Genomic DNA, 26,988 nt, shown 5'->3' with positions numbered 1-26,988 from the left:
CGTTCAGTGGCCGGCCCGCGGCGTGGCGCGCTGTGCCAGCGTCCGGGCGACGGCGCCCAGGGCCTCGGGCCGGGCCAGGCCGGCGTGGTCGGTGTCCAGGTGGTGCTCCTCGATCCGGCCGGTGACGTAGGGGCTCCAGTTGCCGGGGGTGAGCGCCGGGTCGTGGTGGCCGGCGGCGGCGGCGAAGAACACCATGTCGCCGGTGAACTGCTGGGGCCGGAAGTTCTGGATGAGGCGCGTGTTGTTGAGGAAGACGGTGACCATGCGGCCGACCGCGTCGTCGTCGAGGTTGCCCAGGGCGCTGCCGCTGCCGCGCAGCGCGTCGAGGACGGCGGCCCGTTCGAGGGGGGCGGCGCCGAAGGTCTCGGCCCGGTCGATGCCGGCGGCGTTGAGGAGGATCGCCAGGACCTGTTCCTCGCCGACCTCGTGTTCGGTGCCGTCGTAGGCGTCGGGGTAGCCGTCGAGGACGGCCAGCAGGCTCACTTCGGCGCCCTCGGCCTGCAGGCGGGCGGCGACGGCGTGGGCGACCAGGCCGCCGAAGGACCAGCCGAGGATCTCGTAGGGGCCCTCGGGCACCGTTTTGCGGATCTGTTCGGCGTAGTCGCGGGCCATGGCGTCGATGTCGTCGGGCAGTGGCTCCTGGCGGGCCAGGCCGCGTGCCTGCAGGGCGTACAGGGGCTGTTCGCGGTCGGTGTGGCGCAGCAGTGCGGAGTAGACCCAGCCGAAGCCGCCGGCGGGGTGGACGCAGAACCGGGGGGTGCGGCTGCCGCCGGTGCGCAGCGGCAGGACCACGCCGAACGGGTCGTGGCCGGTGTCGGCGCCGTCGATGCGGGCGGCGAGGGCGGCGACGGTCGGCGCCTCGAAGAGGGTGCGTACGCCGATGTCGGCGCCGAGGACGGTCTTGACGCGGCCGACGAGGCGGGTGGCGAGCATGGAGTGGCCGCCGAGTTCGAAGAAGTTGTCGTCGGTGCCGACCCTGGGGGCGCCGAGGACCTCGGCGAACAGGCCGCACAGGATCTCCTCGCGGGGGCCGCGGGGCGGGCGTCCGGCGCCGCCGCCCCAGTCGGGTTCGGGCAGTGCGTCGCGGTCGAGCTTGCCGTTGGGGGTGACGGGCAGGGCGGGCAGCGGGACGAACGCGGCGGGGACCATGTAGTCGGGCAGTTGGGTCTCGAGGCCGGCGCGCAGCTGTTCCGCGGTGGTGTCCCCCGCGTCGGGGGCGGTGACGAGGTAGGCGACGAGGACCTTGTCGCCGGCCCGGCCGGGGCGGGCGACGACGGCGGCGCGGGTGACGTCGGGGTGGGCGGCCAGCGCGGTCTCGATCTCGCCCGGTTCGATGCGGAAGCCGCGGATCTTGACCTGCTGGTCGGCGCGGCCGCAGAAGTGGAGGACGCCGTCGGCGTCGCGGCGGGCCAGGTCGCCGGTGCGGTACATGCGGCCGCCGGTGTCGCCGAACAGGTGGGCGTGCGGGTCGGCGGTGAAGCGTTCCGCGGTGCGGGCGCTCTGGGCCCAGTAGCCGCGGGCGAGGCCGGCGCCGGCGATGTACAGCTCGCCGGTGACGCCGGGCGGTACGGGCCGCAGCCGTTCGTCGAGGACGTAGGCGCGGGTGTTGTCCAGCGGCCGGCCGATGGGGACGGCGGGCGGGACCTGGCCGGGGTCGGTGAACGGCAGCCAGGTGCAGCCCAGGGTGGTCTCCGTGGGCCCGTAGAGGGTCTTGACGACGGTGTCGGGGCAGGCTTCGAGGATCCGGCGCACGGCGGTGGGCGGGACGACGTCGCCGCCGGTCCACACGTCCTTGACGCCGGTGAACACCTCCGGGGCCTCGTCGGCGATCACGCCGAGCAGGCCGGCGGTCAGCAGCAGCGAGGTGACTCCGTGGTCGGCGAGGGTGCGCCGCAGGACGGCCGCGTCGATGCCGCCGCGGGGTGCGACGACGATCCGCCCGCCGGCCAGCAGGGGGGCGAACAGCTCGAAGGTGGAGATGTCGAAGGCGTACGGGGAGTGCATCAGGACGCGTGAGCCGCTGTCCAGGTCCCAGCAGCGGTCGACGGCCAGGGCGATGGCGTCGCGGTGGGTGATGCCGATGCCCTTGGGGGTGCCGGTCGAGCCGGAGGTGAACATGATGTAGGCGAGCTGGTCGGGCCGCACGGTGACGTCCGGGGCGGTGGTGTCCTGCTCGCCGATCGCGGCGGACTCGTCGACGGTGAGGGCGGGTGTGTCCAGCCGGGCCGCGGTGGCGGCGTGGTGGGAGTCGGTGAGCAGCAGGGCCGCTTCGGTGTCGGCGAGGACGTGCCGCATCCGGTCGACGGGATAGCCGGTGTGCAGGGGCACGTACACGCCGCCGGCCTTGAGGATCGCGAGGGTGGTGACGACGAGCTGGGCGGAGCGTTCGGCGAGGACGGCGACGCGGGTCTCGGCGGTGACGCCCCGGCGGATCAGGTGGCGGGCCAGCCGGTTGGCGCGGGTGTCGAGTTCGCTGTAGGTGAGCCAGGTGCCGCCGGCTTCGGTGACGGCGACGGCGTGCGGGGTGCGGGCGGCCTGTTCGGCGATGCGGCGGGGCAGGCAGGCGTCGGCGGTGCGCCGGCCGCGGGGGTGGTCGGTGTCGTTCCAGCCGGTGAGGACGCGCTGCCGGTCGTCGGCGTCGAGGATCGGCACGTCGGCGATGGTGCGGCCGGGGTCGGCGGCGACGGCCCGCAGGAAGGTGATGAGCCGGTCGGTGAGTGCTTCGGCGGTGGCCCGGTCGAACAGGTCGGTGCTGTATTCGAGGACGGCGTCGATGCCGTGCGGTTCGCCGCCGGGGCCGTGCCGTTCGGCCAGGTTGAAGGTGAGGTCGAACTTGGCGGCGCCGAGGGTGACGACTTCGGGGCGGGCGGTGAGGCCGGGCAGTTCGAGGACGGCTTCCGGGGTGTTCTGCAGGGCCAGCAGGACCTGGAAGAGCGGGTGCCGGGACAGGGAGCGGCCGGGTGCCGCGTCCTCGACGAGCTTCTCGAAGGGGACGTCCTGGTGGGCGTAGGCGGCGAGGTCGAACTCGCGTACGCGGTCGAGGAGTTCGCGGAAGGTGGGGTTGCCGGAGGTGTCGGTGCGCAGGACGAGGGTGTTGACGAAGAAGCCCACCAGGTCGTCGAGGGCGTCGTCGGTGCGGCCGGCGATGGGGCTGCCGAGGGGGATGTCGGTGCCTGCGCCGTGCCGGGTGAGCACGGCGCTGAGGGCGGCCTGGAGCACCATGAAGAGGCTGGCGCCGCCGGTGCGGGCGAGGTGCAGCAGCTCGCGGTGCAGGTCGGCGTCGAGGGTGCGGAAGACGGCTTCGCCGCGGTGGGCGGGGGTGGCGGGCCGGGGCCGGTCGGCGGGGAGCTGGATCTCCTCGGGCAGGCCGGCGAGGGCGTCCTTCCAGTGGGCGCTCTGCCGGCTGATGACGCTGTCGGGGTCCCTCTCGTCGCCGAGGAGGTCGTGCTGCCACAGGGTGTAGTCGGCGTACTGGACGGGCAGCGGGGGCAGTTCGGGGGCGCGGCCGTCCCGGCGGGCGGCGTAGGCGGTGACCAGGTCGCGGGCGAGGGGGGCCAGTGACCAGCCGTCGCCGGCGATGTGGTGCAGCAGCAGCAGCAGGACGTGCTCGTCCTCGCCGAGGCGGAACAAGGTGGCGCGCAGCGGCGGTTCGGCGGTGAGGTCGAAACGGTGGCGGGCTGCGGCGGCCAGTTCGGCGGCGAGGTCGCCTTCCGTGGTGTCCCGCAGGTGCAGCGCGGGACGGGCGGCGTCGGGGTCGAGGACGAGCTGGTGAGGGCTGCCGTCGTCGCCTTCGGGGAAGACGGTGCGCAGGGTTTCGTGGCGGGTGGCGAGGTCGGCGAGCGCGGCGGTCAGGGCGCTGTGGTCGAGGGCGCCGGACAGGCGCAGTCCGACGGGCATGTTGTAGCCGGGATCGCCGCCGGTGAGGCGGCCGAGGAACCACAGGCGGCGCTGGGCGTAGGACAGCGGGAGCCGCTCGGGGCGCTCGGCGGGGGTGAGGGCGGGGCGGTGTCCCGCGGCTTCCCCGAGCCGCTCCCCCAGCCCGGCGACGGTGGGCGCCTCGAACAGGTCGCGCAGGGTGATCTCGGCGCCCAGGGCGGTGCGGATGCGGGAGATGAGTCGGGTGGCGAGCAGCGAGTGGCCGCCGAGGTCGAAGAAGTTGTCGTCGATGCCGGCCCGTTCGGTGCCCAGCACCTCGGCGAACAGGCCGCACAGGATCTCCTCGCGTGCGGTGCGCGGGGCGCGTCCGGCGGCGGGGGCGTCCGGTGCGGGCAGGGCCGCCCGGTCGAGTTTGCCGTTCACGGTGAGCGGCAGCGCCTCGAGGGTGACGTAGGCGGTGGGGACCATGAAGTCGGGCAGGCGGGCTGCCAGGTGCTCGCGTACGCCGGCCAGGTCGCGGTCCGTGGCGGTGACCACGTAGGCGACGAGGCGGTCGGCGTGCGGGAGGACCGCGGCCTGGGTGATGTGGGGGTGGGCGGTGAGGGCGGCCTCGACCTCGCCGGGCTCCACGCGGAAGCCGCGGATCTTGACCTGGTGGTCGGCGCGGCCGGCGAACTCCAGCTCTCCGCGGGTGTTCCAGCGGCCGAGGTCACCGGTGCGGTACATGCGGGCGCCGGGCTCGGGGGCGTAGGGGTCGGCGACGAAGCGTTCCGCGGTGGTGCGCGGGCGGTGCAGGTAGCCGCGGGCGACGCCGGCGCCGGCCAGGTACAGCTCTCCGGTGACGCCCGGCGGCACCGGGCGCAGTGCGTTGTCCAGGACGTACACGCGGTCGTGGTCGACGGGCCGGCCGATGGGTGCGGAGGGGGGCCAGTGCGCGGGGTCGGCGGCCAGGGTGTGGGTGGTGACGGCGTGGGTCTCGGCGGGGCCGTACACGTTGTGCAGGCGCCGGCCGGGTACGGCGGCGGTGAAGGCGCGGACCCGTTCGGTGGGGGCGAGGGCCTCGCCGCCCTGGAGGATGTCGGTGAGGTCCGGCAGGGTGCGGCCGGCTTCCGCGGCGGCCTGCGCGAGGGCCTCGATGACGAGGTTCGGTGCGAACAGTTCGTTGATCTGCTGTGTCTCGAGCCAGGCGGCCAGCAGTTCGGCGCTGCGGCGGACCTCTTCGGAGGGGACGGCGAGGGTCTTGCCCGTCATGAGCGGGGAGAGGATCTCCTGCACCGAGAAGTCGAAGCCGATGGCGGTGAACTGGGCGGTGCGCACCCCGGTGCCGCCGGGGAAGCGGCGGGCGTGCCAGGTCAGCAGGTTGGCCAGGCCGGCGTGGGGCATGACGACGGCCTTGGGGGTGCCGGTGGATCCGGAGGTGTGGATGACGTACGCCGGGTGTGCGGGCAGCAGCGGCGCGGTGCGGTCGGCGTCGGTGAGGGCGGTGTCCTGGTAGGTGCTCAGGTCGTCGGGCAGGCGGTCGAGGACGGTCACCGGGCGGGCGTCGTCGATCATGAACGCGATGCGCTCGGCCGGGTAGGAGATGTCGACGGGCAGGTAGGCGGCGCCGGTCTTGAGGACGGCGAGCAGCGCCACGTACAGGTCGAGGGAGCGCGGCATGCGCAGGGCGACGATCCGCTCGGGTCCGGCGCCGAGGGTGACGAGGTGGCGGGCGAGCCGGTTGGCGCGGGCGTGGAGTTCGGCGTAGGTGAGCCGGCCGTCGTCGTGGACCAGCGCCACGGCGTCGGGGGTGCGGGCCGCCTGGCGTTCGAGGAGTTCGGTGACGGGTGTGCGGGCGGCGCTGTCGCTGCCGTGGGTGGTGTTCCAGTCCTGAAGGACGCGGTGGCGTTCGGCGGGGTCGAGGAGTTCGACGCGGCCGACGGTGGTGTCGGGGTCGTCGGCGACGGCGGCCAGGAGCCGCAGCAGCCGGTCGACGAGCGCCTGGGCGGTGGTGCGGTCGAACAGGTCGGTGGCGTATTCCAGGGCGGCCTGGATGCCGCCGGGCCGGCCGTCGCCGGCGCGGAGTTCGACCATGCTCAGGTGCAGGTCGAACTTGGCGACGCCGACGCCGACGGGCAGGGCCCGGGCGTCGAGGCCGGGCAGGGCGAGGCGGGCCTCGCCGCTGTTCTGGAAGGCGAGCATGACCTGGAAGAGGGGGTGGCGGGCCAGGGAGCGTTCTGGGCGCAGCTTCTCGACGAGCTTCTCGAAGGGGACGTCCTGGTGGGCGTAGGCGGCGAGGTCCGACTCGCGTACGCGCTGGAGGAGTTCGCGGAAGGTGGGGTCGCCGGAGGTGTCGGTGCGCAGGACGAGGGTGTTGACGAAGAAGCCCACCAGGTCCTCGAGGGCGTCGTCGGTGCGGCCGGCGATGGGGCTGCCGAGGGGGATGTCGGTGCCTGCGCCGTGCCGGGTCAGCAGGGCGGCGAACGCGGCCTGGAGCACCATGAAGAGGCTGGCCCGGCCGTCGGTGGCGAGCGCGTTGAGCCGCTGGTGCAAATCGGGGTCGATCGAGAACGGCACGGTGTCGCCGCGGTGGGTGGCGACGGCGGGCCGGGGCCGGTCGCAGGGCAGTTGCAGTTCCTCGGGGAGGGCGGCGAGGGCGTCGGCCCAGTAGGCCAGCTGGCGGGCGTGGCGGCTGGTGGGGTCGTCCTCGTCGCCGAGGAGGTCGCGCTGCCACAGCGCGTAGTCGGCGTACTGGACGGGCAGCGGCGGCAGGTCGGGGGCGCGGCCGGCCAGGCGGGCGGCGTACGCCTCGCCGAGGTCGCGGGCGAGCGGCGGCCAGGACCAGCCGTCGCCGGCGATGTGGTGCATCAGCAGCAGCAGGACGTGCTCGTCCTCGGCGAGGCGGAACAAGGTGGCGCGCAGCGGCAGTTCACGGGCGAGGTCGAAGCCGCGGCGGGCGGCGTGCGTGAGGTCCGCCTCGAGGGTCTGCGCGGTGGTGTCGGCGGTCTCGAAGTGGGGGCGGACGTCGTGCAGGACGTGCTGGCGCGGGACGCCGCCGGTTTCCGGGTAGACGGTGCGCAGCGCTTCGTGGCGGGCGGTGACGTCGGCGAGCGCGGCGCGCAGGGCGGCGGTGTCGAGGTGCCCGGTCAGGCGCAGGCTCATGGGGATGTTGTAGGTGGGGCCGGGGCCCTCCATGCGGTGCAGGAACCACAGCCGGTACTGGGCGAAGGACAGCGGCACCTCGGCGGGGCGGGTGCGGGCGGTGAGCGGCGGGCGGGCCTCCTGGGCGCCGTCGACGCGTTCGGCGAGCGCGGCGACGGTCGGCGCCTGGAACAGGTCGCGGACGGCGAGTTCGGCGCCCAGGACGCTGCGGATGCGGCTCAGCAGCCGGGTCGCGAGCAGCGAGTGGCCGCCGAGGTCGAAGAAGCTGCGGTCGATGCCGACCGCGGGCAGGCCCAGCACCTCGGCGAACAGGGTGGACAGGATCTCCTCGCGGCGGGTGCGGGGCGCTTGTCCTGCGGCCTCGTCGCCGCGGTCGGGGGCGGGCAGCGCGTCGCGGTCGAGTTTGCCGTTGGCGCTCAGCGGCAGGCTGTCGAGCAGGACGTAGGCGGCGGGCGCCATGTGGGCGGGCAGCCGCTGGGCGACGAGGTCGCGCAGTTCGCCGACGAGGGCGGCGTCCTGCTCGGCGCGGGCCGGGTCGTTGGCGAGCGGTCCTTGCCGGCCGGTGCGGGGGCGGTAGGCGGTGCCGTCGCCGGCGTAGGCGTCGAAGGTGTCGTCGTCATGGCCCCAGGTGCACACGGCGCCCAGCGCGTACACGTCGTGGGGGTCGAGGGCGCCGGCCGGTGCGGGGCCTTCCAGCAGGGCGCAGGCGTCGGCCGCGGACCCGCGCTCGAGTGCCTGTGCGGCGCGTGTCTCCGCGGTGAGGCGGGCGTTGGGGATGCCGGTGACGCGCACGGGGCGCGGGCCGGCGAGGACGCGGGCGAGTTCGTCGGCGGTGTCGAGGTCGGTGCCCCAGCGCAGGGTGGTCTCCGCCGTGGCGGGGCGCTCGCCGCCGCGGTGCAGGGTGACGTCGTAGCGGTGGCGGCTCATCTCGTTGTGGTGGGCGGCCGTGCGCAGGGTGATGTCGGCGCGGGTCAGGTGCGGGTCGCGGGCGGCGAGGTCGGTGAAGAAGTCCGGGTCGAGCAGGAGTTCCTTCTCCGTGGCCAGTGACTGGTCGACGGCGCGGCGCACGGCCGCGGGGTCGGCGAAGGCGCCGGCGCGGCGCAGTTCGACGGCGGTGCGGAAGGCGTGCAGGGTGCGCAGGTTGCGGATGTCGCCGAGGAAGATCGTGCCGCCGGGGGCCAGCAGTTCGGCGGCCCGGTGCAGGATGCCGGCGAGGTAGCGGGCGTCGGGGAAGTACTGGGCGACGGAGTTGAGGACGATCGTGTCGAAGCGGCCCTCGGGCAGGTCGTCCGTCTCGTGTGCCGCGCGGGCGTCCACGGTGACCTTGTCCGACAGGTCGGGGCGCGTGGCGAGGTGGGCCCTGAGCCGGGCGACGACGCTGCGGGAGAGGTCGGTGCCCCGGTACTCCTCGGTGTGCGGGGCGACCTGGGACAGGATCAGGCCGGTGCCGCAGCCGATCTCCAGGACCCGCCGGGGGCGCAGCGCCAGGATGCGGTCGACGGTGGCGGCGCGCCACTCGCGCATCTCCGTGAGGGGGATCTCCTCGGCGGTGTAGCTGCTGTTCCAGCCGGAGAAGTCCTCGCCGAAGGCGCGGCCGGGCTCGGCCTCGTAGAGGGAGTCGTAGGTCTGCTGCCACCGGTCGACCTGGCCGGTGCCGTGGTCCTGGTCCGCTGCGGCGCGGTGGGTGGTGTCGCGGGTCAGGTAGGCGACGAGCTGTTTGTCGCCGGGGGTGTCCTCGCGGGCGATCACGGCGCCGGCGGCGACGGCCGGGTGGGAGGTCAGGACGGTCTCGATCTCGCCGGGTTCGATGCGGAAGCCGCGGATCTTGACCTGCTGGTCGGCGCGGCCGGCGAAGTGCAGGTTGCCGTCGGCGTCCAGGCGTGCCAGGTCGCCGGTGCGGTACATGCGGGTGCCGGTCTCGCCGAACAGCAGGGCGTAGGGGTCGGGCACGAAGCGCTGCGCCGTCAGGGCGGGGCGGTTCAGGTAGCCGCGGGCGACGCCGGCGCCGGAGACGTACATCTCGCCGGTGACGCCGGGCGGTACGGGGCGCAGCCGCTCGTCGAGGACGTAGACGCGGGCGTGGGCGACGGGGCGGCCGATGGGTGGGGCGGCGGCGCCGGTGGCAGGGGCGCTCATGGTGGCGCACACGGTGGTCTCGGTCAGGCCGTAGGCGTTGACCATGCGGCGGCCGGGTGCGAAGCGGGCGGCCTGGTCGGGGGCGGTGGCGTCGCCGGCGACGATGAGGTCGGTGCCGGGCGGCAGGGCGCCGTCGGGCAGGGCGGGCAGGGCGGAGGGCGGCAGGGCGATCAGGGTGATGTGCCGGTCGCGGACGAGGCGGGCCAGCGACGGGCCGGGCAGCAGGTCGTCGGCGTCGGCCAGGACGAGTCCGGCGCCGGTGAGCAGCGCGGAGGTCAGTTCCCACACGGCGGCGTCGAAGCTGATGGACGCGAAGTTCAGGACGCGGCTGTGGGTGCCCAGGCCGAAGGCGGCGGCCTGGGCGGGGAGGGTCGTGGCGAGTGAGCGGTGGGCGACGACGACGCCCTTGGGCGCTCCGGTGGAGCCGGAGGTGTAGATGACGTACGCCGGGTGGGCGGGCAGCAGCGGCGCGCTGCGGTCGGCGTCGGTGAGGCCGGTGTCCGCGTAGGCCGCCAGGGTGGTGTCGTCGGGCAGGGCGTCGACGACGAGGGCGGGGCGGGCGTCGGCGCGCATGCGGGCGATGCGCTCGGGCGGGTAGTCGGGGTCGACGGGCAGGTAGGCGGCGCCGGACTTCCACACGGCGAGGACGGCGGTGACCAGGTCGAGGGAGCGGGGCAGTTGGAGGGCGACGATCTGCTCCGGGCCGGCGCCGAGGGTGACGAGGTGGCGGGCGAGCCGGTTGGCGCGGGCGTCGAGTTCGGCGTAGGTCAGTGACCGGTCCCCCATGACCAGGGCGGTGGCGTCGGGGGTGGCGGCGGCCTGCTGTTCGAACAGGGCGGTGAGGGTGCGCTCTTCGGGCAGCGGGCCGTCGGTGGTGTTGAGGCCGACGAGGAGACGGTGGCGCTCGGCGGCGTCCAGCAGGTCGACGGAGCCGATGGTGCGCTCCGGGTCGTCGGCGACGGCGTCCAGCAGGCGCACCAGGCGGCTGCCGAGGGCTTCGACCGTGCCGCGTTCGAAGAGTTCGGTGCTGTACTCCCAGTCGCCGCGGATCCCGGCGCGGGTGCCGTCGGCGGTGTGCTCCTCGATGACGGCGAGGCCGAGGTCGAACTTGGCGAAGCCGACGCGGACCGGTTCGGCGGTCACGTCCAGGCCCGGCAGGGCCAGGTCGGCGGCGGGCATCGACTGCAGTGCCAGGACGACCTGGAAGAGCGGGTTGCGGGCCAGGGAGCGCTCGGGGTTGACCTCTTCGACGAGCTTTTCGAACGGCAGGTCCTGGTGCGTGTAGGCGGCGAGGTCGAACTGTCGTACCCGTCCGACGAGTTCGCGGAAGGTGGGGTCGCCGGAGGTGTCGGTGCGCAGGACGAGGGTGTTGACGAAGAAGCCCACCAGGTCGTCGAGGGCGTCGTCGGTGCGGCCGGCGACGGGGCTGCCGACGGGGATGTCCTCGCCTGCGCCGTGTCGGGTCAGCAGGGCGGCGAACGCGGCCTGGAGCACCATGAACAGGCTGCTGTCGCAGGCCTTGGCGAGCGCGGTCAGCTTCTCGTGGAGGCCGGCGTCGATGTGGAAGGGAACGGTGGCGCCGTGGTGGGTGGCGACGGCGGGCCGGGGGTGGTCGCAGGGCAGTTCCAGCTGTGCGGGGCGGCCCTCGAGGGCCTTGCGCCAGTGGGCGAGCTGGGCGCCCTGCAGGCTGTCGGGGTCGTCGGCGTCGCCGAGGAGGTCGCGCTGCCACAGGGTGTAGTCGGCGTACTGGACGGGCAGCGGCGCGAAGCCGGGGGCGTGGCCGTCGCGGCGGGCGGCGTAGGCGGTGGCGAGGTCGCGGGTGAGCGGGGCGAGCGACCAGCCGTCGCCGGCGATGTGGTGCAGCAGCAGGAGCAGGACGTGCTCGTCCTCGCCGAGGCGGAACAAGGTGGCGCGCAGCGGCAGTTCGGTGGTCAGGTCGTAGGGCCGTGCGGTGGCCTCGGCGAGCTGCTCGGCGAGGCGGTGCTCCTCGGTGTGGACGATCGTCAGGGCGGGTGTGGCGTCCTGGGGCGCCACGATGTGCTGGTAGGGCTCGCCGTCGTGGCTGGGGTAGCGGGTGCGCAGGGTTTCGTGGCGGGTCACGAGGTCGGCGAGCGCGGCGCGCAGCGCGGCGGTGTCGAGGGTGCCGGACAGGCGCAGCGCGAGGGGGATGTTGTAGGTGCTGTTGGGTCCGTCGAGGCGGCCGAGGAACCACAGGCGGCGCTGGGCGTGCGACAGCGGGAGCCGCTCGGGGCGCTCGGCGGGGGTGAGGGCGGGGCGGGCGCCGGACGCCTGGTCGAGCCGCTCCCCCAGTCCGGCGACGGTGGGCGCCTCGAACAGGTCGCGCAGGGTGATCTCGGCGCCCAGGACGGTGCGGATGCGGGAGATGAGTCGGGTGGCGAGCAGCGAGTGGCCGCCGAGGTCGAAGAAGTTGTCGTCGATGCCGACCCGGGGCAGCTTCAGCACGGCGGCGAAGAGGGTGGTGAGGATCTCCTCGCGCGGTGAACGCGGGGTGCGCGTGAGGGCGGTGGTGCTCTGCGGTGCGGGCAGGGCGGCCCGGTCGAGTTTGCCGTTGGGGGTCAGCGGCAGGGCGTCCAGGGCGACGATCGCGGCGGGCACCATGAAGTCGGGCAGGGTGCGGGCCAGCCGGCTGCGCACGGCGGCCGCATCGAGGCCGGGGCCGGCGGGGACGGCGTAGGCGACGAGGCGTTTGTCGCCGGGCCGGTCCTCGCGGACGACGACGGCTGCGCGGGCGACGGCGGGCAGGGCGGTGAGGGCTGCCTCGATCTCGCCGGGTTCGATGCGGAAGCCGCGGATCTTGACCTGGTGGTCGGCGCGGCCGGCGAACTCCAGTTCGCCGTGGGTGTTCCAGCGGCCGAGGTCGCCGGTGCGGTACATGCGGGCGCCGGGCTCGGGGGCGTAGGGGTCGGCGACGAAGCGCTCGGCGGTCAGCACGGGGCGGTGCAGGTAGCCGCGGGAGACGCCGGCGCCGGCCAGGTACAGCTCTCCGGTGACGCCCGGCGCCACCGGGCGCAGTGCGCTGTCCAGGACGTAGACGCGGGCGCCGGCGACGGGTCGGCCGATGGGGGCGGGTTCGCTCCAGGCGGCCGGGTCCTCGGGCAGGGCGGTGCCGGTCATCACATGGGTCTCTGCGGGCCCGTAGTGGTTGTGCAGGCGCCGGCCGGGCACGGCGGCGGCGAACTCGCGCACGGTGCGGGTGAGGGTGAGGGCCTCGCCGGCCTGGGCGATGTGGCGCAGGGCGGGCAGGGTGCGGCCCGCCTCCGCGGCGGCCTCCGCGAGGGCCTCGATGACGAGGTTCGGCGCGTACAGCTCGCTGACGTGCTGTTCGTCGAGCCAGGCGGCCAGCTGTTCGGCGCTGCGGCGCACCTCCTCCGACGGGACGGCGAGGGTCTTGCCGTGCAGCAGGGTGGCGAGGATCTCCTGGGAGGCGACGTCGAAGCCGATGGTGGTGAACTGGGCGACGGGGGTGCCCGGTTCGCCGGGTATTTCGCGCCGGTGCCAGGCCAGGAGGTTGACCAGGGCGGCGCCGGGCATGACGACGGCCTTGGGGGTGCCGGTGGAGCCGGAGGTGTAGATGACGTACGCGGGGTGGGCGGGCAGCAGGGGCGCGGTGCGGTCGGCGTCGGTGAGGTCCGTGTCGTCGTAGCCGCTGAGGTCCTGGCCGGTCTCCTCGCTGGTGAGGACCACGGCGGGGCGGGCGTCGGCCATCATGAACGCGATGCGCTCGGCCGGGTAGGCGGTGTCGACGGGCAGGTAGGCGGCGCCGGTCTTGAGGACGGCGAGCAGCGCCACGTACAGGTCGAGGGAGCGCTCGAGCTTGAGGGCGACGATCTGTTCGGGTCCGGCGCCGAGGGTGACCAGGTGGCGGGCGAGCCGGTTGGCGCGTGCGTTGAGTTCGGCGTAGGTCAGTGACCGGTCCCCCACGAGGAGGGCGGTGGTGTCGGGGGTGGCGGCGGCCTGTGCCTCGAAGAGGGCGGCGAGTGTGCTGTGCCGGGCGGGCCGGCCGGTGGTGTTGAACTCCTCGAGGACCTGGTGGCGTTCGGCGGCGGACAGCAGGTCGAGGCGGCCGACGGGCAGGCCGACGCCGTGTTCGGCGATGTCGGCGAGGAGCGTGTCCAGGCGCTGGAGCAGCAGCCGGGCGCCTGCCTCGTCCAGGACGTCGCCCCGGTGGTCGAGGCGGAAGCGGAGGGTGTCGCCGGGGATGGCGAGCAGGCTCAGCGGGTAGTGGGTGGCGTCGGCGACCTCGAAGCCCGCAAGGCGCAGTCCGCGGGCCTCGGCGCGCAGGACGGCCGGGTCGAGGGGGTAGTTCTCGAACACGACGACGGTGTCGAAGAGCTCACCGGTGCCGGTGGCGGAGCGGATCTCGGTGAGGGACAGGTGCCGGTGCTCGATGAGGGCGGCCTGTTCCCGCTGCACCCGGCCGAGCAGGTCGCCGAGTGTCTCGGCGGGCCGGACGCGGACGCGGACCGGCAGGGTGTTGATGAACATGCCGATGGTCGACTCGATGCCGGGGATCTCCGGCGGGCGGTGGGCGACGGTCGCGCCGAACACGACGTCGTCGCGGCCCAGTTGCCGGCCCAGCAGCAGTGCCCAGGCGCTCTGCACCAGGGTGTTGAGGGTGATGTTGCACGAGCGGGCGAGGGCGGTGAGCTTCGTGGTGGTCGCGGCGTCGATCTCGTGCCAGATCTGGCCGGGCAGGGCGGAGCCGTCGGCGGCGCCGCGGCCGGCTCCGGCGCCCGCGACGAGGCTCGGCTCCTCCAGGTCCTCGAGGGCGGCCCGCCACGCGGCGCGGGCGGCGTCGTCGTCACGGCCGGCGAGGTGGGCCAGGTAGGCGCGGTAGGGGGTGACGGGGGGCATGCCCGCGTCGTCGCCGCGCTGCCCGTAGAGGGTGAACAGTTCGCGTACCAGCAGCGGCATGGACCAGCCGTCGAGGAGCAGGTGGTGGGTGGTCAGGACGAGTTTGTGGTGCTCGGCGGCGAGGGCGAGCAGGGCGAAGCGGATCAGCGGCGGGGCGCCGGGGTCGAAGCGTTCGGCACGGTCGGCCGTGACGTACTCCTCGACGGCCCGTTCACGGTCGCTCTCGCCCAGTGCTGTGAGATCGCGGGTGCGCCAGGGCAGCGGCACCTCGTTCGGTACGAACTGGACGGGCCGTTCGACGCCCTGCTGCCAGAACCCGGCGCGCAGGTTGGGGTGGCGGCGCAGCAGGGTCGCGGCGGCGGCCCGCAGGCCGTCCTCGTCGAGGGGGCCGCGCAGCTCGAAGACCATCTGGACGGTGTAGACGTCCGGGCCGTGGGTCTCGGCACCGTAGGTGACCTGGAAGAGGAGACCTTCCTGGAGCGGGGACAGGGGCAGGACGTCGGCGAGTCCGGACCGGGTCATGGTGACACCTTCCACGCGGCTTCGAGCTGGTCGATCTGGTCCTGGCTGAGTTGGACCAGGGACAGGTCGGAGGGGGTGATGCCGCCCGCCTCCGGGCGTTCGGCATGAGTGACGAGTGCGTTCAGGGCGCGGAACCAGGTTTCGCCCAGGTCTCGCACGGCCGGCTCGTCGAGGAGGCGGCCGGCGAAGGTCCAGGTGGCCGTCAGGCGGGGCCCGGCGGGCTCGTCGAGGGTGAGGGCGTTGACCTCGACGGCGTGGGCGAGCGGCAGGCGGGGGTCGGTGCCGTCGCCGATGGCCTCGGCGTCGGGGGCGGCGGCCCACAGGCTGTCGGCGCCCTGGGCGGGGAAGCGGCCCAGGTAGTTGAAGCCGAGCGGCGGGGTGCCGTGCGGGGCGAGCGCGGCGAGGCTGCGGCCGGTGCGGGGGTCCAGGTGGCGCAGCATGCCGTGGCCGATTCCGCCGTCGGGGATCTGCCGCAGTGCTTCCTTGATGCGTTTGACGGCTGTTCCCGCGGCGGGCCCGCCGGCGAGGGCGTCGGCGCCGTCGAGGGCGCCGAGGGCGAGACGGACCGGGTAGAGGCTGGTGAACCAGCCGACGGTGCGGGAGAGTTCGGCGCCGCTGGTGCCCGGTTCGCGGCCGTGTCCTTCGACGTCGGTCAGGACGGCGTCGCTGTCGCCCAGTCCGCGGCGCCGTCGCCAGTCGGTGACGGCGAGCGCGAACGCGGTGAGCAGGATGTCGTCGACGCGGCCGTTGAACGCGGCGGGCGCGGTGGTCAGCAGCGCGGCGGTGGTGGTGGACTCGAGGGTGAGGGTGAGGCTGCGGGCGGTGGCGGCGGTGTCGAGCCGGCTGTCGAGCGGCTGCGCGGTCACCGGCGGGCTGCCGGCCGCGAGCATCCCCGTCCACAGGGCCAGTTCGGCGGCCCGCTCGGGGCGTCCGGCCTGCTGGTGCAGGTGGTGGGCCCAGGCCCGGAAGGAGGTGGTGACGGGCGGCAGGGCGGGCGCCGCGGCGCCGGGCGCGGTGGCTTCCCAGGCCGCCTTCAGGTCGGGGAGCAGGATGCGCCAGGAGACGCCGTCGACGATCAGGTGGTGCAGGGTCAGCAGCAGACGGCCGGGGCGGTCCGGGCCGGTGTCGAGCCAGACGGCCTGCCCGCCGCGGCCGGCGAAGGGCGCGAGACGGTCGCGGGCGGCCGTGGCCTCGGCCGTGGTCAGGGCGGCGAGGGCCTGCTCGTCGAGGCCGGCGGCGTCCACGCGGCGCACCCAGTCCTCGGCGCGTACGGTGCCGGGTGCCTCGATGCGCATCGTCCAGCCGCCGTCGCCGTCGCCGTCGCCGTCGCGCGAGAACACGGCGCGCAGTGCGTCGTGGTGGTCGATCAGTCTCTGCAGGGCGGCCACGAGCCGTGCCGTCTCCAGGCCGGCCGGGACGGTGACGGCCATCGTCTGGCTGAACGCGTCGACGGGGCCGCCGCGTTCACGCAGCCAGTGCATGATCGGGGTGAGCGGCACGTCGCCGGTCGCGGCGACGGCGGCGGACTCCTTCGGGGCGGTGTCGGCGAGCGTCTCGGCGACGGGGGCGAGCTGGGCGACGGTCTTGTGCTCGAAGATCTGCGCCGCGTTGAGCAGCAGTCCGGCGCGCCGGGCGCGGCCGACGAGCTGGATGACCATGATGCTGTCGCCGCCGCGGTCGAAGAAGCTGTCGTCGATGGAGACCTTCTCGATGCCGAGGACCTCGGCGAACAGCACGGCGAGGAGTTCCTCGCGGGGGGTGCGCGGGGCGCGGCCGGCGCTGTCGGCGGCGCCGAAGTCGGGGACGGGCAGGGCGCGGCGGTCGAGTTTGCCGTTGCCGGTCAGCGGCAGCGCGTCCAGGGGGACGAACGCGGCGGGCACCATGTAGTCGGGCAGCGCGGCGGCGACGTGCCGGCGCAGCACGGCAGGGTCGGCGGTGGCGCCGGGCGCGGGGACGACATAGGCGACGAGGCGTTTGTCGCCGGGCCGGTCCTCGCGCACGAGGACGGCGCTCTGCGCGACGCCGGGGTGGGCGCCGAGGACGGACTCGATCTCGCCGAGTTCGATGCGGAAGCCGCGGACCTTGACCTGGTGGTCGGCGCGGCCGAGGAAGGTGAGGACGCCGTCGCGCCGCAGGCGCACCAGGTCGCCGGTGCGGTACATGCGCTCGCCGGGGGCGTAGGGGTCGGCGACGAACCGTTCGGCGGTGGCGTCCGGCCGGCCCAGGTAGCCGCGGGCGAGGCCGGCGCCGCCGATGTACAGCTCGCCCGTGACGCCGGGCGGCACGGGCCTCAGCCGGTCGTCCAGGACGTGGCAGGTGGTGTTGTCCAGGGGGGTGCCGATGGGGACGGTGGTCTCCTGCTGCCACGGTGCGCGCATGAAGTGGTGGGTGGCGAAGGTGGTGGTCTCGGTGGGGCCGTAGCCGTCGGCGACCATGGTCGAGGGGGAGGCGGCCAGCACCCGGGCGACGGCGGCCGGGGAGACGACGTCGCCGCCGGTCCACACCTCCCGCACGCCGGTGAAGCAGTGCGGGCTCTCCTCCGCGAGCAGGTTGAACAGGCCGGAGGTGAGCCACATGCCGGTGACGCCGCCGTCGACGATCGCCCGCTCGAGGGCGCGGGTGTCCAGGTCGCCGGGCGGGGCGACGACGACCGTCCCCCCGGACAGCAGCGGCACCCACAGTTCGTACTGGGAGGTGTCGAACGAGTACGGGGAGTGCAGCAGGACCCGCTGCTGGTTGCCGGTGCGCCAGCAGGTGTCGGCGGCCAGGGCGGCGACGTCGCCGTGGGTGATGGCGACGCCCTTGGGGTTGCCGGTGGAGCCGGAGGTGTACATCACGTAGGCGAGCTGGTGCGGGTGCGCCGGCACCACGGGCAGCGGCTCGCCGCCGGTGGGCAGTTCGTCGACGACGAGGACGTCGGCGTCGCCCGCCCAGGAGCGGCAGTCGTACGCGGTGTCGGTGTCCCGGTCGGTGAGCAGGACCCGGGCCTGGACGTCGGCGGTGATCAGGCGCATCCGGGAGGCCGGGTAGCGGGTGTTGAGCGGCACGTAGAAGCCGCCCGCCTTGAGGACGGCGAGCAGCGACACGACCAGGTGCACCGAGCGCTGCTGGAGGACGGCGACGGCCGACTCTCGGCCGGCGCCGGCGGCGGCGAGGCGGCGGGCGAGGGCGCCGGAGCGGGCGTCGAGTTCGGCGTAGGTCAGTTCGGTGCCGTCGTCGCCGACGACGGCGACCGCTTCGGGGGTGCGGCGGGCCTGGGCGGCGAAGAGTTCGGCGAGGCCGGCCCGCGGCACGGGCCGGGCGGTGTCGTTGAAGGCGGCCAGGCGGGCGTGTTCGGCCTCTTCGAGGAGGTCGTGGGAGTGAACCGGCGCCTGCGGGTCGGTGACGACGGCGTCGAGGAGCCGCAGCAGCCGGCCGGTGAGGGCCTCGGCCGTGGCCCGCTCGTACAGGGCGGTGTCGTACTCGAGGTCGCCGTCGATGCCGGCGAACTCCTCGCCGTCGCCGCGGTGTTCGACGAGGTTGAAGGTGAGGTCGAACTTGGCGACGCCGAAGTCGACGTCCTCGCGCCGCACGTCCAGGCCCTTCAGGTGTGCCCGTGCCTCGAAGTCCTGATAGGAGAGCACCACTTGGAACAGGGGGTGGCGGGCGGCGGACCGCTCGGGCTGGAGGCGTTCGACGACCCGGTCGAAGGGCACGTCCTGGTGGGCGTAGGCGGCCAGCGCCGTGGCGCGCACCCGGGCCAGCAGTTCGGTGAAGGTGGGATCGCCGGAGGTGTCGGCGCGCAGCACGACCGGGTTGACGAAGAAGCCCACCAGGTCGTCGAGGGCGCTGTCGGGGCGGGAGGCGGTGGGGCAGCCGATGGGGATGTCGGTGCCGGCCCCGAGGCGGGTGAGCAGGGCGGCGAGAGCGGCCTGCAGCACCATGTGGCAGGTCGCGCCGTGGGCGCGGGCGAACGTGTCCAGCCGGGCGTGCAGCTCGGGCGGTACGGCGAGCGGCACGGAGCCGCCGCGGTGTTCGGCGACGGGCGGGCGGGGGAAGTCGGCGGGCAGCTCGAGCTGGTCGGGCAGGCCGGCCAGGGTGCTCTCCCAGTGGGCGAGCTGGCGGGCGGCGAGGCTGTCGGGGTCGCGCTCGTCGCCGAGGAGTTCACGCTGCCACACGGCGAAGTCGGCGTAGCTGACGGGCAGCGGTGGGAAGTCGGGGGCGCGGGCGGCGAGCCGGGCGGCGTAGGCGGTGGACAGGTCGCCGAGCAGGGGGCGCAGTGACCAGCCGTCGCCGGCGACGTGGTGCATCAGCAGCAGCAGCACGCTGTCCCCGCCGGGCAGGGTGAACAGGTGGGCCCGTATCGGCAGTTGGCAGTCGAGGTTGAACGGTTCGCGGGCGGCGGCCGTCAGGGCGGCCGGGAGCTGCTCGTCGTCGACGCGGGACTCGATGACCCAGGGGCGGGCCTGCTCGGGCGGCAGCAGCCTGGGGGTGACGCCGTGCTCGCCGCGCGGGTAGACGGTGCGCAGGCTCTCGTGCCGGACGACGACGTCGTACAGGGCGGCGCGCAGCGCGGTGCGGTTCAACGTGCCCGACAGGCGCAGCGCGAGCGGCATGTTGTAGGTGGGTGCGGCGCCCTCGACCTCGCGCAGCACCCACATGCGGTGCTGGGCGTAGGAGGTGGGGCGGGGGCCGTCGCCGTGGTCCCTGGGCACGAGCGGCGGGCGGCCGGTGGCGGCGGTGCGCACCCGGGCGGCGAGGCCGGCCGGGGTGGGGGCCTCGAAGAGGTCCTGGATGGTGATCTCGGCGCCGAGGGTGTCGCGTACGGCAGCGATGAGGCGCCCGGCGAGCAGCGAGTGGCCGCCGAGGGTGAAGAAGTCGCTGTCCGCGCCCACCTGCCCGGTGCCGAGGGAGTCGGCGAAGATACGGCGCAGGGCCGCCTCGCCGGGGTCGGCGGCCTCGGTCGCCTCTTCGGCTGCCTCGGGGGCGGGTGTGTGGGGTACGGGCAGGGCCGCCCGGTCGAGTTTGCCGTTGGCGGTCAGCGGCAGCGCGTCCAGGACCGTGAAGGAGGCGGGCAGGCTGTGGGCGGGCAGTTGCCCGGCCAGCAGGCCGCGCCAGCCGGCCACGTCGGGCTCGACGCCGTCGGCGGGGACGGCGTAGGCGGCCAGCCGCCGGTCGCCGGGCCGGTCCTCGCGGACGACGACGGCGGCCTGGGCGACACCGGGGTGGGTGGCGAGCACGTTCTCGATCTCGCCGAGTTCGATGCGGAAGCCGCGGATCTTGACCTGGTCGTCGCCGCGCCCCAGGTAGGCGAAGGTGCCGTCGTCGAGGTGGCGCACCAGGTCGCCGGTGCGGTACATGCGGGTGCCGGGCGCCCCGTACGGGTCGGCGGTGAACCGCTGCGCGGTCAGCGCGGGCCGGCCCAGGTAGCCGCGGGCCAGGCCCGCCCCGGCGACGTACAGCTCGCCGGTGAAGCCGGGCGGCACGGGCCGCAGGGCGGCGTCCAGGACGCGAGGGGTGAGGTCGGGGATGGGCCCGCCGAGCAGGGAGGGGGCGCCGGGGACGGCGTGGCCGGGGCCGAGGGGCGCGTACGTGACGTGCACGGTGGTCTCGGTGATGCCGTACATGTTGACCAGGCGGGTGGCCGTGCCGCGGCGGGCGTACCAGTCGGCGAGGCGGGCCACATCGAGGGCCTCGCCGCCGAACACGACGTACCTGAGGGCCAGTTCGGGGGCGTTGGTGCGGGCCCGGTCGGCGGCGTCGAGCTGGTGGAAGGCGGTCGGTGTCTGGTTGAGGACGGTGACCTTCTCGCGGGCCAGCAGGTCGAGGAAGTCGCCGGGCGATCGGCTGACGTGGTACGGGACGACGACGAGCCGGCCGCCGTGCAGCAGGGCGCCCCAGATCTCCCAGACGGAGAAGTCGAAGGCGTAGGAGTGGAAGAGGGTCCACACGTCGTCGGGACCGAAGCCGAACCAGTGGTCGGTGGAGGTGAACAGGCGCACCACGTTGCTGTGCGGGATCACGACGCCCTTGGGGCGGCCGGTGGAGCCGGAGGTGTAGATGACGTAGGCGGGGTGGGCGCCGTCCACGGCGGTGCGCGGGGCGGTGTCCGGGTAGCCGGCGAGGTCCTCGGTCATCGCCTGTGGGTCGAGGACGAGGACGGGGGCCGCGTCCTCGAGCATCCAGGCCAGGCGGTCGGCCGGGTAGTCGGGGTCGAGCGGCAGGTAGGCGGCACCGGACTTGAGGACGGCGAGCAGGGCGACGACCAGGTCGAGGGAGCGCGGCAGGGTGAGGGCGACGAGCCGCTCGGGGCCCGCGCCCTGCTCGACGAGCCGGTGGGCGAGGCGGTTGGCGCGGGCGTCGAGCTGCGCGTAGGTGAGGTGATCGCCGTCGTGGCTGACGGCCACGGCGTGGGGGGTGGCCGCGGCGCGGGCGGCGAAGAGGGTGTGCAGCGCGGGGCCGCCGGTGGCGGGCGCAGCGGCAGCGGGCGCGGGGGCGGTGGGGGTCTCGGCGTGGATCCGGCCGAGCGGCGTGTCCGGGCCCGCCTGGGCGAAGGCGCCCAGGAAGCGGAGGAAGCGCGCCAGATGGGCGTCGGTCTCGCTCTCGCCGTACACGGCGGCGTTGGCCTCGAGGTCGATCCGTGCGCCGGAGCCGTCGGGCTCCTCGTACACGGAGAACTTCAGGTCCTCCACGGGCCCGGTCGACACCGGGTGCGCGGACGCCGCCGGGCCGCCGAAGTCCAGGGCGCGCCCGTAGGGCATGACGTTGACGACGGGTCCGTAGGCCCGCTCGCCGACCGCGCCGAGCTCGCGGCGCGCCTCCTCGTAGGGGTAGCGCTGGTGGCGCAGCAACGGCTCCAGGGCGTCGCGCACGGAGGCGACCAGTTCGGCGAGCGGGGCGGCGGGGCGCGGTTCGACGTGCAGTGCGGGCACGTTGGCGACGGTGCCGGGCGCGCGGCGGGCGGCAGCTGTGCGGCGTGCGGTGACCGGCATGCCGAGGGTGATGGTCCGCTCCCCCGTCAGCCACTGGACGTAGGCGGCGACGGCGGCCGGGAAGGCGACCTGGCGGCCGGTCTCCGCGGCGCGGGCCACGGCGTCGAGTCCGGCGAGCACGTCGCGTCCGGCGAAGGCGGTGCGGCGCAGCGCGCCCGGCGCGGCGGGGGCGGTGGTGCCGGCGAGGGTGACGGGTGCGTGGCGGGGGGCGGCGAGCCAGTGGGCGCGGTCCTTCGCGTAGGCGTCGGAGGCGCGCCAGGCGGCCTCGGCCTCCAGCAGGTCCCGTATGCCCCCCTCGTCGGTACCGGCTTCGGTTTCGCCGCGGTAGGCGGCGGCGACGCGTTCGGCGACGAGGCGGAAGCCGTACCCGTCGAGGAGCAGGTGGTGCACGTGCTGGAACCAGCGGTGGCGGCCGGGCCCGAGGGTGAACAGCGCCTGGGTGAACAGGGGCCCGCCGCAGGTCACGTCGAGGGGCCGGGCGACGACGTCGCGCATCCAGGCGTCGGCGGCGGCCGCGGGGTCGTCCTCGGCGCTGACGTCGACGCGGTGCAGGGTGAAGGGGACGTCGTCGGCGACGGACTGGGTGACGGTCCCCTCGGCGTCGGTGTGGAAGCGCAGCCGCAGGGCGTCGGTGCGGGCGACGGTGGCGCGCAGCGCCGCCTCGAAGCGGTCGGCGTCGAGGGCGCCGGTGAGTTCGACGTATTCGCCGGTGTTGAAGACGGGACTGTGCGGGTCCCGCGCCTGCGCGAACCAGATGCCGAGCTGGGCCGCCGTCAGCGGCAGACGCGCGTCGTCGGGAACGGGCACTCTTCCCCCAAGGTCCGGGCCGTCCGCGGCTGGGCGGCGAGAATCCCGCTCAGCCTCGCGGGAGGGGTTGACGGGGCGCTGACCCGCTCCTGATGTGCCGGCGTGGGCGTCAGCGCAGCCCGGTCTCGAAGGCGTAGATGGCCACATGCACGCGGTTGCGCAGCCGCAGTTTGTTCAGCAGGTTCTGCACATGGGTCTTGACGGTGTGTTCGGACAGCGTCAGCGACTGGGCGATCTCGGTGTTGGACAGTCCGCGGGCCACCAGGTCGAGGATCTGGCACTCGCGGCCGGTGAGCTGCTCGGGCGGCACGTCGGAGACGGTGGCGGTGGCCCGGGGCCGGGGTGCGGCCTTCTCCGGCGTGGCGGCGGAGACGGCGGCGGGTGCCGGGGCGGTGGGGGGCAGCGGGCCGCGGGTCAGTGAGTAGCCGGCGGCGGCCAGTGAGACGGCGGCAGCCAGCTGCTGTGAGGTGGTGGAGTGGGGCAGATGGCCGTGCAGGACGGCCGCGGTCCGGGCCTGGGGCTCGGCCCCGCCGACCGTCAGCACCCGTATGCCGGGGTCGATCTCGCGCAGCAGCGCGTCGGCCTCGTGCGCCTCGCGCAGCCCGTGGACGACGAGCACGTCGGGCGCCTGGGCCCGCAGCGCGGCCAGGGCCCGCGGACCCGGCTCGTCCTCCCCTATGACGCTGATGCCGCCCTGCCCGTCGAGCAGGGAGCGGATGCCGGCCCGGGCGAGCGCGTCGCCGCCGACGAGGAACAGCCGCACGCCCGGGGCGGCGGTCGCCCCGCCGGGCAGCATGCGCAGCACGGAGCCCTTGCCGCCGTGCGCGGGCGCCGTCCGGCCGAGGCCGGTTCCTGCATCCGTCATGACCCGCCCCCTGTGCCGCACTTGTGGTCGTCAAGCACGATCACGCTATCCGCCGGGGGCGGGGCGGCCCGGGCTTCTCCAGCCGGCTTCGAGAGGGCGCTGAGCTGTTCCGGAGCAGGAGTCCTCGCGCGGTGCAGGCCGTGGGTCGGCAGACACCGCTCGAGGCCGGCCCAAGGGCCGCTCGAGGCGCCGGGCCGGCAGGCGGGGCCCTGGTTGACCGGGCCGGGCGGGCGGTGGTGGTATCGCGCTTCACGACGAGGGCATGGGACGAGCAATGGGAACATTCACCGGTCACAGCGACCGGCTCGCGGCATTCGGCAACCAGTTGATCGCGGTCCATCTGTGGCTGCGCGAGGAACTGGCGCGGCTGGCCGACGACGTCGACGCCTTCCTGGAGGGCGGTGAACGGCCACGGGAGCTGCGGGCGCACTGTCTGACGTTCTGCTCCGCGGTGCGCCGCCACCACACCGAGGAGGACGACTCGGCCTTCCCCGCGCTGGCGGAGCAGTTCCCGGAACTGCGTCCGGTGCTGGAGGAGTTGGAGAACGACCACCACACGGTGGCGGACATCCTGCGCCGGATCGAGGAGCTGCTGGGGGGCCTGGGCACGGGTGAGGGCGCGCTGCCCGCACAGGAGGTGCGCAAGGAACTGGACGGTCTGGCGGCCCTGTTGGAGTCCCATTTCGTCTACGAGGAGAAGAAGATCGTCGCGGCCCTGAACGACCTGTCCGCGCTGCCGGGCGGCGTCGTCCTCCAGGACGTCATCCAGGACGTGTCCGGGCAGGACTGAGACGGGCGCCGCCCGGCCGGGCACCTGCGGGATTCCGGCCCGCGCGGCCGCCGTCGGGCCTTGTCCCTGACGCCGGGGTGCGGGGGCGCGTCCCGGTCCTTCGAGGCTCAGGCACTGGCGTTGTCGCCGGCCCTGTCGGTCACCGCCAGATGCAGCGGGTTTTCTGCAAAGTGCACGGGAGCGGTCGGCGCCGGCGGGCTCATAGGCCATCGCGGTCCGCATCTCCGCGACCTCGCGGCGGTCGGTGAGGCGGTCGATGCTTCAAGATCGAGGGCCGGGTGGTGGCCGATGATGATGCCGTGCTCGCGCAGCAGTCTCACGCGCTCCAGCGAGGTAAAGGGAAAGACTCCTGTCCTGGCGGCGGATCGCCCGAGCGGGCTCATGTCGAAAAACGCCGTGCGACAAGTGGTCGAAACCAGAACGATACAGCCCAGTTGCGAGGAAATGCCAAGAGTGGTGCCCTGGGAGAGGGAAACCTCTATCTCTTTACGGTGCTTGCCCGCTGCAAAGAGTTCTGTGAAATGTCTGACGCGATGCCCAGGCTTGCATATGTCAGCGCCACGACCCTTGTTGTGGAAGTGCACCTGAGGCGTCCATGCAGTAGATCCTCGCAGCAAGTCGGCGCTCAAGCATGCTGCCGAGCCTTCTCAGCAGAAGCCGCTTCATCATTTTGAAGTGATGAGCCTGCTCAGTATCACTGCAAAAACACTGTCTGATTGCAAGAATGATCGGAGGACGGTCATGAGCGTCGTCAAGGGTGACTCGAACCAGCCGGGAGAGGCCGGAGTAACTGGCACGAGCGAGCAGTGGAACGGCATGTATGGCGAAGCCCGGGCAGCCGGCCAAGCCGGCATAGCCGGCGTCAACGAAAACGGCGGGAACGGCGTTTACGGGCGAGGATCCACCGGGGTGCACGGGCACGGCACCGGCGAAGGTGGTTCTGGCGTTGCGGGTGCGAGTGATACATGGAACGGCGTATTCGGAGTGACACAAGCTGCCGGGCACGCCGGTGTGGCCGGCGTCAACGAAAACGGCGGGAACGGACTCTACGGCCGGGGATTCACCGGCGTGGCCGGACACGGCACTGGCGAAGGTGGTTCTGGCGTCGTCGGGACGAGTGACACGTGGAACGGCGTATTCGGAGTGACGCAAACATCCGGACATTCTGGCGTGGCCGGTGTAAGTGACCACGGCGGGAACGGCCTCTATGGCCGAGGGCATAATGGAGTGTTCGGCGTAAGCAATACGGAAGGAGGGAAAGCGGCTTTCTTCCAGGGCGACGTGGTGGTTACCGGGGACCTCGAGCTCCCGGGGGCCGATTACGCCGAAGCGCTGACCGTTGCGGAACCGGCGGTCACCGCGGGGATGGTCGTGGTGCTTGACGATGCAGGACGGATCCGACCTTGCACCGAGGAATACGACTCGCGCGTCGCCGGCATTGTCTCCGGTGCAGGCGGAGTGCGACCGGCACTCGTGCTCGACCGGCACGACGGAGGCGCCCCTGTCGCCCTTATGGGCAAGCTATGGGCGCTGGCCGACGCATCGGAAGCGCCCATCCGCTGTGGGGATCTTCTCACCACCTCATCAACGCCCGGACACGCTCGCAGGATCACTGAGCGGGAGCGCGGCTTCGGCGCTGTCGTTGGGAAAGCTCTCACAGACCTGGCGTCAGGGCACGGAATGGTCCGTGTTCTGGTAACCGCGAGCTGAGGCGATCGACGTGTCACGCATACGCATGGCCGTGGAGATTCAGAACGAGTCGTCCGTGCCTCTGGTTTGGGACCGGGATCAGATGGACTCCGGCGACTGGACCGATCCGTGGTACCCGTCCCGAACGGCCACCATCAACCCCGGCGCTACTGCGGAGTGGCGGGCCGAGGGAGACCTCTTCATCGGACCGACGACAGGCACAGAGGGCCGCGTCTGGTACAACATCGGTGGGGACCCAGGGCGGCAATTGTACGTGCACTTCAACAGTCCGCTCGTGGAGTCCCAGTACGGCAATACGTTCCACGTCTGGGCACCGCCGGGTTTCGAGGCGGCGTACAACGGCGGCCAGGGCCACCACGCCCGGCTACGTATTCGCCTACGGGAGACCTCGCGTCGCCAGGTTCGCGGGTTCACCCCGTCGGTCAATGGTTTTCAGTTCTCGAACAACTCGTGGAGTCCGGAACTTCCTGCGATGACTGTCGGCTTCCTCTGGAATCGATTGCTTGACGAGCTTGGCGGGGAGGCCGCCGGGGCCCTGGGTATCGCGCGGGTAGACGACGGGTGGCTGCCCATCACCCAGGCCAGCGCTGGGATGTGTGGCGGAATGACCTTCGCGGCAATGGACTACTTCGCCGCCGGCAAGCTCCCGCCCGCCGAGACGACCTCGCCCACCTCCGACGCGGATCCACTCTTCCAATTCATCCGCGACCGGCTGCTGGACAGCTTCGACATCACTGGTTCCGGGCACCGGTGGCTCGGCTACTCTTCGCCGCACTACCCCAACGGGGATGAAGGATTCATTCAGGTGGCAGGCCTTGCGAGAGGCCGCGCCTGGGTGACCTGCCGGGATGAGTGGCCGCGTATCCGGGACGACATCGACGCCGGTCGACTGTCACCCCTCGGACTGATCCAGACGGACTCGCTCGACATCGGTCAGAACCACCAAGTGCTCGCTTACGCGTACCAGCAGAGCGGTCAGGTCGTCCAACTGTGGGTGTATGACAACAACTACCCTGGAAAGGACGACCTGTACCTCCAGTTCGACATCACGGACACCACAGGTGGCGTCGACATCACCCGCTTCGGCTCCTATCCACCTGGCAGGCCGCGGATCTTTTGCATCTTCCGATCCGACGGCTACAACCCGCACACTCCACCGGGCGGGCGTCAGTTGTCGGTACGTCAGGTGATGGAGCGGGTTACCGGGCGCAGGTTCGGCCGTCTGCCAGACGACATCGGGCTCCCTCGACCGGCTTCACTCCGCGGCTGGCTGAGCAGCGTCTGACCCGGCCGAC

7 protein-coding genes are annotated in these 26,988 nt (G+C 73.6%); 3 read left to right on the top strand and 4 right to left on the bottom strand.

Annotation, left to right across the window (positions count from 1 at the left end; all coding sequences use genetic code 11):
• Positions 1 to 3: 3 nt before the first annotated feature.
• The 3 genes from ACIPJI_RS14705 to ACIPJI_RS14695 all read right to left on the bottom strand — a co-directional run bounded on the left by ACIPJI_RS14705 (position 4) and on the right by ACIPJI_RS14695 (position 23,193).
• A complete protein-coding gene (locus ACIPJI_RS14705; protein WP_402246511.1) occupies positions 4 to 14,550 on the bottom strand; it encodes an amino acid adenylation domain-containing protein in 14,547 nt (4,848 codons plus the stop codon).
• Positions 14,547 to 22,328, bottom strand: coding sequence for an amino acid adenylation domain-containing protein (locus ACIPJI_RS14700; protein ID WP_402246508.1), 7,782 nt, complete (start codon positions 22,326 to 22,328; stop codon positions 14,547 to 14,549). The genes ACIPJI_RS14705 and ACIPJI_RS14700 overlap by 4 nt, the downstream gene beginning before the upstream one ends.
• A gap of 109 nt (positions 22,329 to 22,437) precedes the next feature.
• A complete protein-coding gene (locus ACIPJI_RS14695) occupies positions 22,438 to 23,193 on the bottom strand; it encodes a DNA-binding response regulator (protein WP_402246506.1) in 756 nt (251 codons plus the stop codon).
• A gap of 274 nt (positions 23,194 to 23,467) precedes the next feature.
• Here ACIPJI_RS14695 and ACIPJI_RS14690 point away from each other — a divergent pair, with 274 nt between their 5' ends.
• The gene (locus ACIPJI_RS14690) at positions 23,468 to 23,983 is read left to right on the top strand and encodes a hemerythrin domain-containing protein (protein WP_307711048.1); all 516 of its coding nucleotides are present in this window, start codon (positions 23,468 to 23,470) and stop codon (positions 23,981 to 23,983) included.
• A gap of 107 nt (positions 23,984 to 24,090) precedes the next feature.
• Here the strand turns inward: ACIPJI_RS14690 and ACIPJI_RS14685 are convergent, their stop codons facing one another.
• Positions 24,091 to 24,567, bottom strand: coding sequence for a hypothetical protein (locus ACIPJI_RS14685; RefSeq protein ID WP_402246504.1), 477 nt, complete (start codon positions 24,565 to 24,567; stop codon positions 24,091 to 24,093).
• 91 nt (positions 24,568 to 24,658) lie between these two features.
• On the opposite strand from ACIPJI_RS14685, the gene ACIPJI_RS14680 reads away from it, so the two are divergent.
• Together ACIPJI_RS14680 and ACIPJI_RS14675 are read left to right on the top strand one after the other, a co-directional pair.
• Positions 24,659 to 25,693 (top strand): hypothetical protein, encoded by a 1,035-nt coding sequence (locus ACIPJI_RS14680; protein WP_402246502.1) that lies wholly within the window; start codon positions 24,659 to 24,661, stop codon positions 25,691 to 25,693.
• Between the two features lie 25 nt (positions 25,694 to 25,718).
• Positions 25,719 to 26,978: a hypothetical protein gene (locus ACIPJI_RS14675; RefSeq protein ID WP_356624081.1), complete on the top strand. Its 1,260-nt coding sequence runs from the start codon at positions 25,719 to 25,721 to the stop codon at positions 26,976 to 26,978.
• Positions 26,979 to 26,988: the final 10 nt, after the last annotated feature.

It is taken from the genome of Streptomyces sp. NPDC086835, assembly GCF_044745705.1.
Classification (GTDB): Bacteria; Actinomycetota; Actinomycetes; order Streptomycetales; family Streptomycetaceae; genus Streptomyces.
The sequence above is the reverse complement of the archived record's forward strand: the minus strand, read 5'-3'. Positions and strand labels throughout refer to the sequence as shown.

Excerpts from the sequence above, each read along its gene's own strand:
- ACIPJI_RS14705 (WP_402246511.1), bottom strand. The coding sequence starts at position 14,550 with ATGACCCGGTCCGGACTCGCCGACGTCCTGCCCCTGTCCCCGCTCCAG.
- ACIPJI_RS14695 (WP_402246506.1), bottom strand. The coding sequence starts at position 23,193 with ATGACGGATGCAGGAACCGGCCTCGGCCGGACGGCGCCCGCGCACGGC.
- ACIPJI_RS14690 (WP_307711048.1), top strand. The coding sequence starts at position 23,468 with ATGGGAACATTCACCGGTCACAGCGACCGGCTCGCGGCATTCGGCAAC.
- ACIPJI_RS14675 (WP_356624081.1), top strand. The coding sequence starts at position 25,719 with ATGGCCGTGGAGATTCAGAACGAGTCGTCCGTGCCTCTGGTTTGGGAC.